The 10,274-nt window shown below is 36.9% G+C and carries 8 protein-coding genes and 2 riboswitches; of the genes, 2 read left to right on the top strand and 6 right to left on the bottom strand.

The features are described 5' to 3' along the window. Positions 1–401: 401 nt before the first annotated feature. Positions 402–482, bottom strand: a riboswitch (ZMP/ZTP riboswitch). Between the two features lie 79 nt (positions 483–561). The 4 genes from QA612_RS04775 to QA612_RS04790 all read right to left on the bottom strand — a co-directional run bounded on the left by QA612_RS04775 (position 562) and on the right by QA612_RS04790 (position 3,990). After that, positions 562–1,866 carry a methyl-accepting chemotaxis protein gene (locus QA612_RS04775; protein ID WP_278282621.1) on the bottom strand — a complete coding sequence of 435 codons (1,305 nt, stop codon included), beginning with the start codon at positions 1,864–1,866 and terminating at the stop codon, positions 562–564. 111 nt (positions 1,867–1,977) lie between these two features. Then, positions 1,978–2,061, bottom strand: a riboswitch (cyclic di-GMP riboswitch). 169 nt (positions 2,062–2,230) lie between these two features. Further along, the gene (locus tag QA612_RS04780; RefSeq protein WP_278282622.1) at positions 2,231–3,097 is read right to left on the bottom strand and encodes an MBL fold metallo-hydrolase; all 867 of its coding nucleotides are present in this window, start codon (positions 3,095–3,097) and stop codon (positions 2,231–2,233) included. A gap of 69 nt (positions 3,098–3,166) precedes the next feature. After that, positions 3,167–3,520, bottom strand: a complete 354-nt coding sequence (locus QA612_RS04785) for a SpoIIAA family protein (protein WP_278282623.1) — start codon at positions 3,518–3,520, stop codon at positions 3,167–3,169. Positions 3,521–3,555: 35 nt separating this feature from the next. Continuing rightward, positions 3,556–3,990, bottom strand: a complete 435-nt coding sequence (locus QA612_RS04790; protein ID WP_278282624.1) for a ferritin-like domain-containing protein — start codon at positions 3,988–3,990, stop codon at positions 3,556–3,558. A gap of 201 nt (positions 3,991–4,191) precedes the next feature. Here QA612_RS04790 and QA612_RS04795 point away from each other — a divergent pair, with 201 nt between their 5' ends. Next, on the top strand, positions 4,192–4,734 hold the full coding sequence (locus QA612_RS04795; RefSeq protein WP_278282625.1) for a site-2 protease family protein: 543 nt from the start codon (positions 4,192–4,194) through the stop codon (positions 4,732–4,734). 181 nt (positions 4,735–4,915) lie between these two features. Further along, a complete protein-coding gene (locus QA612_RS04800; RefSeq protein WP_278282626.1) occupies positions 4,916–7,237 on the top strand; it encodes an EAL domain-containing protein in 2,322 nt (773 codons plus the stop codon). Positions 7,238–7,881: 644 nt separating this feature from the next. Here the strand turns inward: QA612_RS04800 and QA612_RS04805 are convergent. Together QA612_RS04805 and QA612_RS04810 are read right to left on the bottom strand one after the other, a co-directional pair. Further along, positions 7,882–9,048: a nucleotide sugar dehydrogenase gene (locus QA612_RS04805; protein ID WP_278282627.1), complete on the bottom strand. Its 1,167-nt coding sequence runs from the start codon at positions 9,046–9,048 to the stop codon at positions 7,882–7,884. Positions 9,049–9,436: 388 nt separating this feature from the next. Continuing rightward, positions 9,437–10,021: a YdcF family protein gene (locus QA612_RS04810; RefSeq protein ID WP_278282628.1), complete on the bottom strand. Its 585-nt coding sequence runs from the start codon at positions 10,019–10,021 to the stop codon at positions 9,437–9,439. Positions 10,022–10,274 lie beyond the last annotated feature (253 nt).

The following is a 10,274-nucleotide window of genomic DNA, read 5'->3' on the forward strand; positions in this document are numbered from 1 at the left end:
ACGATACCGTCTCAACAAACTTCTATTTAAAAATTATTGTGTATATTGTGCCTGTGTAAAAAAACCTAACATAAAATAATAGACTCTATTATTCTAAAAAAAAGATGGTTAGTCAAGTATAAAGTTTGAATCGTCTGACGATTTAAACTTGCAATATTCAAATAGGACCATTTCGTCCTACTCTCACAACTAGATAGCAATCCAATTTGACCCTTTAACGAATTAAAGCGATTTACAATATCCTCACAATAACACACTTCTAAATCACGAGTAAAGGTATGACAACAAATTTTCACAAAGACGACTTCTCTACAACCACACATCGATTGCCCTAATCTATTACCACTATCGCCAATGATCCCCCCTAATAAGCACAAAGAGGTAAGGGTTTGAAATCCCCTTACCTCTGCCCAGGCGAACGGCTAATCGACACTACGTGCTCCCTCACGGTTCTCCGTGTTTCGCCAGTTACACATAGCCTTTTCATTTCTTTTATAGTACCAAATTTCCTTCCAACCTTCAACCCTAAAAAAAGAGGAAGAATATGGATCACTGAACGAATTAAAATTTAAACACTTTCACAGATTGCTGCAGTTCTTCTGCCATCTTACTTAGCATTTCTGAAGAAGTAGTAATTTCCTCCATAGATGCATTTTGCTCTTCAGCAGAAGATGCAATTTCTTGTGAATTCTTTGCTGTTTCTTCTGCCACCTGACTCGTTTCTTTTACAGAAGCAACCATTGATTCACTAATAGAAGAGATTTGTTGAGCAGCTGCAGTTACCTCCTGAACTTGTGTAGTAACATCCCCAATGGATTCTGAGATAACCTCAAAAGATTCCCCAGCTTGATCCACAAATTTTATTCCTTCTTTAACGGAGTTACGTCCTTCTACCATAGATGAAGCAGACTCCTTAATACCACTTTGAATATCATTAATAAGTTCTTGAATCTCCGTTGCAGAATTTCTGGATTGCTCCGCTAATTTACGAACTTCATCAGCAACAACAGCAAAGCCTTGTCCATGCTCACCAGCTCTAGCTGCCTCAATTGCAGCGTTAAGGGCAAGTAGATTCGTTTGATCTGAAATATCAGTAATCAAAGAGATAATGTCATTTATTTTAACAGACTTTTCATTAAGGTCATTTACAATAGTTGCTGTATTATTTGTATTTTTCTCAATCATTCTAATCTGCTCAACAGTCTTATAAATAACACTGTTTCCTTGTTCTGCTTTTTCTAACATTTTTGAAGCAGAGTCGTTAACGTTGGTCATACTACTTGCAATTTGCTCTACTCCAATAGTTACTTCATTTACCGATTGGCTGATGGAATGGGTGACAGTTACCTGCTCATCTGCACCAGACGCCAATTCTTGAATTGTTCCAGAAATTACTTCTGTTGCTTGAGAAGATTCTTCTGCACTTGCTGTTAATTGTTCAGAGGATGTAGCAACCTGCTCTGAAGACTGTACAACAGTTTGGATTAATTCACTTAAGTTTTCTTTCATGCTATTGTAACCATTAGCCAGCTGGCCAATTTCATCCTTCTGCTTATCAGTAATTGATACAGAAAAATCACCTTTCCCTGCTTGTTCAAGGGCATAATTAATGTTCTTTAATCTTTTTTTGATTTTTCTTGTAAAAAGTAACACGACAATAAAGGAAAAGATAAAAACCATAACTATCACAAATAGGAAATTACCAACCATCGTTTCAATTACTTCACTACTTACTCCTGAATCCAATAAATATCTATTAATCTGAATAAAATAAATAACAACAATCACCATTGAAAAAGTAGACAGAATGCCTAGAACAAGTAAATTCATTTTTGTACTTAGCTTTAAGTTTGACATTAAGTTCATATAAATTCCCCTTTAACTTCTTTTCATAATTAGACAGGTATTAGTGAAAACAGAATATAGCTTTATAAACAGAAAAATAGCATACCAAAACAGGTATGCTTAAACCCGATTTTCGGCAACTCGACTACCATAGCATATAGCTTTAGGCTCGTAGCTTTGCGTCCTTCCTTTTCAGAAAGTTTGCCCCTTCATTTTATTTACATAGTAATTGATCAAATGACAAAAGTCTATATAAAAAAACAAAAATATACAAGACTGTATAAAAAATACCCATTTAATAGAATGCAATTAGATTTATAGAGTTGCGACAAATTATTTCCCTACTTTTCTAACTAGCACTAACCGATAATTTTACAAAACTTATTTATTTTCTATCTTCTAAATCTTCATTCCACAAATTTTGAGAAGTGTCTTGTACTATTTCCTTTTTTACCACTTCCATATTTTTATCATGCTCTTGACGAATGCCTTCAATAAATTCATATTGATTGATGTGCTCCTCCAACTCATTCTTCTTATTCCCAACGGAGAACAATTCCGTAAGCTTCCTTATATATTGAAGATCATTCTGCTGTCGCCTTATTATTTCCCTAGTATCGTCAGTCGGTTGACCATGGCCAGGAATATACAATGTGATGGGATGGTTTTCTACAATCCCCGCTGCTTTTACTAACGTACGTTCATAATCTTTTCTGTTTTCTATAAAGGGAAACTCTTGGTCTGACAAATAATCTCCCCCAATAAATATCCCAAGCGAATCTATTACAGTAAAAATACCATCTGCTGTATGACCTGGAGCTCTATAGAAGGTTAGGACTGTAGCACCCAATGTGAGCTTTTGACCATCTTCTACAATAACATGATTAATTTGGGGAAATTCAATCTCATATTGACGTTTCACATATATTTCATCATCAAAGGCTTTTATTTTTTTCACAATTTCTTCTTTTGCTGAATGCTCCTTCACACCTATACTTGCAATTGTTTTAGCCTTTGGAAATGCACCATATCCTAGAACATGATCAAAATCTGAATGGGTAAACAAAAGATAAACAGGACGATCCGCCTCTCTTATTAACTTCTCCACTTCCACTCTTAACATTTCCACTTCACTTGGAAGCCAAGCAGGATCTACTACAAGAATCATATCTTCCGTTTCTATTACAGTGGAATTTGTTTGAACGATAGAGCTTTGAAAAACAGTTACATGTTTGTTTTTAAATACAATCATATAAGACCTCCTCTATTAGTTACTATCATAACATTATACAAAAATAGGAGAGGTGCCAGGCACCCCTCACTACTCTAACCAATACAATGCTTTTTCTTTTTCATCGAAATCGAAGTGCTTCACTTCCACTCCAGGCAATATATTACTTATCTTACTTCCAAGCCCAATCCACTTTTTGTCTGTAATAACAGCAATTTTATTAAATTCCTTCCAATGATTTGCGCTAAACTTCAAATCCTCCATTACAGCATTCATGGAGTAGCCTTGAATTTCATGTACCTCCATTAGAAGGTTAATCTTTCCGTAATTCTCTTTCTTCTCTTTGAAGATCATTTCAAACTCTTCAATATCCTCCGTTGTAATCTTCCCATTCACGATTACTTCCATAATAGCTTCTTTATTTTTGGGCTTTATGGTAATCATCTTTACGCCTCCAATTTTAGGTAAACTCTCTAGGATTAATGAAACTGTGAGTCGGCTAAAATTCGGTCCAATTCTTCCTTGTGCTTCGTTTCGTCTGCAATCATATCTTCAAGCTTTACCACAAGCTCCGTTTGATTTAATTCCTCAGCCTGTAGTTTACGTAATTCGTAACGTTCGATTGTCTCTTGTTCTGCTTTCCTCGCTTCCATAAGCATTTCCTTTACATCATTAGGCTGTTTAACTGGAGCTGGAGATGTTGTTGGCGTCCCACCAAGAACCTTTATCTTATCTGCTAAATATAGGGCATGTCCTTGTTCATCACCAATTTCACTTTCAAAGAAAGGCTTCAATGTCTGACGGTATAGACCCGATACAACAGCTGCATTATTCGTGTACATAATACTAGCAGCATACTCATTTGCTAGATCTTCATTTAGTCCATCGATTAAAACTTTCATTTTAATATCCATTAAAAATCACCTCGAATAAAAAATTTCTATCATATTTATCTCGATTCCCCACTCAATTCTAGATAAACATATCTCAACCAATTTTGTAGTAAAGTTTAATAGCTTCATCAATTGGAAAAGGAAGGTACAAACACAAACATAGAAAGGACAGCGTCTTCCCTGACTGTTTCACTTTCATAAATACAATTGGAGGGTGAAGTTATGTTTGAACTATCAGATTTAGCCCGAATCATTTATGCACTATTTATTGTTTTTCCACTAGTATCCTTCATACATGAGTTAGGACACCTCCTTTTTGCATGTCTATTCGGTGCTAAAAATTTTAAAATGACAATTGGCTGCGGAAAGCCAATATTTAAATATAAATTTCTAGAAATCAGAAAATATTATTTTTGGTATAGCTGGTGTTACTATAGTGATTTGGAAAAAGATAACCGATTAACAAATATTCTCGTATACTCCGGACCCATGATCCTGAATCTCTCAGCTGCATTACTAGTAAACTGGTTAACCATCATCGGTGTTTTAGACTCCTCCATTCTTTGGTATCAATTTGTCTATTTCTCTATCTATTTCGTCATTTTTGATTTAATACCAATGACCTACCATGACGGACAGCCAAGTAATGGCCGAGTCATTTACGAACTTCTACGATACGGAAATAAAGTTTCGTTTGAAAAAGGAGACTTTAATGAAGAAGCTGAAAAAATGAGAGAAAACAATCGAACAACAAAGGATAGGTAGCGTTTTCGACATATCCCGCCAGGTGCCTTGGACAACACCCGGCCCCTCCTAGGACTTTTCAACTCCATTACCTCTATAAATCTATTAATTCTGCCATTCGCATAGTTCGAAAGTAACAAACGTGATAAAATAAACGAGAAACTTGTCTGAAATATCACACAATCAGAGGGGCTGGATTTCTATGTGGGAGAAGAAAATTATTAAACTTACAAAAAACAAAGTCATCGTCTCCATATACTTTTTTTTAGTACTCACTTCCGTATTATTTTTAGATAAAATACTTATCACTTTTAACAACTTAAATAACTTTTGGACAACGATTATACAACTTACAATCATTATTGTCGGAATATTGCCACTTCTATATGTAATTTGGTATAAAAATATAATACTAAAAGAAGCTTTATCTACACTATCTGTGAGAGAATCCACATTGAAATCAATCCTCGATAGTATGGAAGAAGGGGTCATTGCCTGTGACAAAAACGGAAAAATAACGTTTATTAATCGTGCCCACAGCAAAATAACTGGACAAGCCTACACACCGTCCACCCTAGATTTTTACACAAAGGAAGCAATAGTTATCCATCCCAACTCTGAAACACCATTAACCAAACACGAATTACCATTACATAAAGCACTACACGGGGAAGAAACAACAAAAGAAAAAATATTGATCAAAAATAAAGCTGGGGAGCAGTACACCTTAAAGGTTACTAGTAAACAAATACGATCAGATAACGGAGAAGTACTTGGCGCACTAACCATCGCAAACAACATTACAAAAGAAGAGCAAGCAATCGAATCCTTTCAAGAAAGCGAACAACGATACAAGCATTTAGCCGATCTTTTACCAATTTCCATCTTCGTACATGTAAATGATAGACTAGCATATATTAACCAATCTGGTGCCAAAATGATTGGTGCGAACCACCCTACTGAAATCATAGGAAAACCAGCAAGTGACTTTATCCCACCAGAACTTAAAAAGAAATCAAAAAAACGAAGAGAGCATGCCATTAAAACCAAAAAACAATTAAAACCATATGATACGAAACTACAAAGACTAGACGGAACAACAATGGACGTACAAGCAAACTCAACAGCCATTACCTATCACGGAAAACCAGCAATACTCGGAATAAATATAGACATAACGAAACAAAAAAAAGCATTAGAAAGAATTAAACACATGGCCTATCACGATGCCCTAACCAACTTACCAAACAGAAGATATTTCAATAAAATACTTAAACAAAAAATATACGAAGCCAAAAAGCATAATCAATCACCAAAAAAATTCGCCATCTTATTTTTTGACATTCATAACTTTGAACACATCAACGACTGGCTCGGCCACTCCTACGGGGACCAATTACTAAAGCAAATAACAAAACGACTAACAAGCAACCTACCAGAAGGAGTTTTCACATCACGAATAGCCGGAGACGAATTCACACTCATCACACCATATTTTTCCGAAAAAGCTCAATGTGAAAAATTGGCAAACGATATTCTAGCAAATTTCCACCAACCATTCCCTATCCAAGATATGGAGCTGAACGTATCCGCAAACATTGGCATCAGCATTTACCCAAGCGATGGCGAAACGATTGATACTTTGGTAAAAAATTCAGATCTAGCTATGTTCGAAGCCAAAAAGAAAGGACTGAATTCCTCAGCCTTTTATAGCCCTTCGTTCCATGACCCATTCATCGAAAGAAGAAAAATGGAACATGAATTAGAACGAGCAATTAAAGAAAAGGAATTCATCCTATTTTATCAGCCACAGATCTGCAGTAGGACACGGGAAGTATGTGGAATGGAAGCATTAATCCGATGGGAACACCCAGCTCGTGGCCTTGTTTCCCCAGGAGAATTTATTCCTATAGCAGAAGAAACAGAATATATAGTAAGGATAGGAGAATGGGTACTAACCGAGGCTTGTATGCAAAACAAAAGATGGCAAGAGGAAGGCTATTCGCCAATACCAGTAAAAGTGAATCTATCCACTCGCCAATTTTTTCAAACAGATATTGTCAAAACCGTCTCAACAGTACTAGCTGAAACAGCTTTAGAGCCACAATATTTAGAATTAGAAATAACGGAAAGCATTATGATGAAGAATAAAAACGAAGCAACTAAAATACTACATGCACTGAAAAAACTAGGAGTCGGTTTAGCTCTCGATGACTTCGGAACAGGCTACTCCTCTCTAGCATATTTAAAGGATTTTCCTATCGATACAATTAAAATCGATAAATCCTTCATTCATGATCTATTTCATGACGTTAAAAGCAAGGCAATCGTAAAAAATGTAATCAACCTTGCCCACAGTCTTGAGCTAAACGTCATAGCAGAAGGAGTAGAAACAAAAGAGCAAGAGCAATTTCTAATCCAACAACACTGTCACCAGCAGCAAGGATACTATTTCAGCAGACCAAAAGCAGCCAAAGACACAGAGTGGGATCAGAATGATGGTGACCTTCGGATTTCCTTGTAACCCTCATGCAAGTAAATTTAATACTTGCACCACCGAGGAAAAAAATAATCTTTTACCCCCTACAACTTACTCAGTAAGTCGTAGGGGATTTTTGTATCGCGCTATCCCACTGGAGTTGCCGTCCTTCACTTTTGAACCGGGGGTTTTTGTACCTGCTTCCCCTGTACCTGCTTCGTTTTACCCTGGTTCAAGCTCTCTCATGCTCCTTCATGCTCTCGGATTGAACCGGGGGTTTTTGTACCTGCTTCCCCTGTACCTGCTTCGTCTTCCCCTGGTTCAAGCTCTCTCATGCTCCTTCATGCTCTCAGATTGAACCGGGGGTTTTTGTACCTGCTTCCCCTGTACCTGCTTCGTCTTCCCCTGGTTCAAGCTCTCTCATGCTCCTTCATACTCTCGGATTGAACCGGGGGTTTTTGTACCTGCTTCCCCTGTACCTGCTTCGTTTCCCCCTGGTTCAAGCTCTCTCATGCTCCTTCATACTCTCGGATTGAACCGGGGGTTTTTGTACCTACTTCCGCTGTACCTGCTTCGTTTTCCCCCTAGTTCAATCCGTTACAACGACAAGAAAAGGAGAAGAAAGCTTCGGTTTTAACCGGCTTCCTCCTCCTTTTTGATGGATAAATTTTATAATTAACGCTAGCTAGTTAGTCTCGCGTAAATAAATCCCGTGTGTACACCTTCGATAATACGTCGCTTAATTCGTCACTTAAGCGATTCGTTACAATGACATCGGAAGTGTTCTTGAATTCCTCTAAATCATGAATAACTTTAAAGTTATCAAACGTGTCCTCTTCAAGTACCGGTTCATAAATAACAACCTCGATACCTTTTGCACGAATGCGTTCCATAATTCCTTGGATAGCAGATGCTCGAAAGTTATCCGAGTTTGTCTTCATTGTAAGACGGAAAATACCTACTACTTCAGGATTTTTTGCTATGATTTGTTCAGCAATGTGGTCCATACGAACTGTATTGGAATCTACAATTGCTCCAATAATGTTATTTGGAATGCCTTCATAGTTTGCACGAAGCTGTTTCGTATCCTTCGGTAAGCAATATCCCCCATAACCGAAGGATGGATTGTTGTAGTGATCACCGATCCGTGGATCAAGACCAACACCTTCAATAATTTGCTTCGTATTTAAGCCTTTTAATTCTGCATACGTGTCTAATTCGTTAAAGTACGCAACGCGCATAGCTAAATAAGTATTGGAGAATAATTTTACAGCCTCTGCTTCTGTAGAATTTGTAAAAAGAACTGGAACATCTTTCTTAATAGCCCCTTCTAACAGGAGGTCAGCAAATTTTTTCGCCCGTTCAGACTGCTCTCCTACAATTATTCGAGACGGATAAAGATTGTCATATAAGGCAAGCCCTTCACGAAGGAACTCTGGAGAAAACATAATACTGTCTGTACCAAACTTCTCCCTTACCTCTTTCGTATATCCTACTGGAATAGTTGATTTAATTACCATAACAGCATTTGGATTTATGTCCATCACGGATTGAATAACAGCTTCCACTGACTTCGTATTAAAGTAATTCGTATCTGGATCATAATCTGTCGGTGTAGCAATAATGACAAATTCCGCGTCACCATATGCCTTCTGTTGATCCATTGTAGCAACTAAATTCAAGTCTTTCGTAGTTAAAAACTCTTCAATCTCCTTATCAACAATTGGAGATTCCTTTCTGTTTAACATATCAACCTTTTCTTGAACAATATCTACTGCTACAACTTCATTATTTTGCGATAACAAAACTGCGTTTGATAATCCTACATAACCTGTACCTGCTACTGCGATTTTCATTTTTCAACAAAACCTCACTTTTCCATAAATGAATATATATTTTAAACTGTCATCGATCACATAATAAAACTCACTTTATGATAGCATCTAACAAAAACACCATATTATTCCTGACGACAACATCACAAAATAATGATGCACTCGGTTCACATAAAAACCATCTTTTTCGACGAACAATATCTACAATCTACCGAGAAGTAATTCGACATTTTTCCTATTTAACCCACTAAATTATTATAATGTAATGCCTCATCAATTTAAAGGGATATTTATATAAAACAATTGTATTGTAAACATCCCTACCATTAACCATTCACTTACTCTTTCTATTCATATATAAAGCATTCATTTCCACTTGTAAATACTGATCTATGAACAGAGATTAAAACTATAGTCGGAAAAACTCCCAAATAAACCGAAGAATTTCATTTGCACCTTGCTTCCTTGTTTCGTGCTCCCTCCACCAATGGCGATCAAATGTGTCCTCTCTGACTGGAACAGAAATGACCTGAATATCCGTATCACTAAACGTTTTTTCAAAAATCCATTGCGCACGTGACGAATGAAATTTACTGGTCACTAAAATAACGTTTTCAATTCCCATCTTTACAAGCTCTGGCTTCAATAACTCCGCCTCTTCACGGGTACTAGTGGCAGGCTTAAACTCCAAAATGGCATCCTCTGGTACTTCAAGGGCTAACAAATGTTTCTTCATTAAATCAGACGAATACGTTTCCCATCCAACAAGGGTACCAGTGAGAATAATCTGATCGCTAAAGCCTTCAAAATAAAGCTCTGCAGCCTCTGCCTCACGATCGCCTACACCACCACTCAACACTAAAATGGCATCTGCCTCTATCGGTTCATCTACTGTAACTATGAATCTATGTAAATTTAGTAAAAACAATAACCCTACTACAACAAACAGACTGACAGCAATGGTTAACCATTTTTTCCAACGTCCCATTTTCATAAGATATCACCTTACCTTTAACTAAATCCACTAACATCAGGACTTTATATTTTCTATTTTCAGGGTAGACCTCGATGCAAGAAAAATCTTGCACCATGAAGAATGAAAATATTCTTACTAAGGTGTTCATCCGTTGCAGGCGAATGCTTTCACCACAGGCATAAGTGCCACATCTGTTCATGCTTCACAGAGTCTTCATTGCCGTGGGCAACTTTTCAGTCTCCTAAATACCACCAATATATTCCTTTATAGT

This window comes from Evansella sp. AB-P1, assembly GCF_029688925.1.
Taxonomy (GTDB): Bacteria; Bacillota; Bacilli; order Bacillales; family Salisediminibacteriaceae; genus Evansella.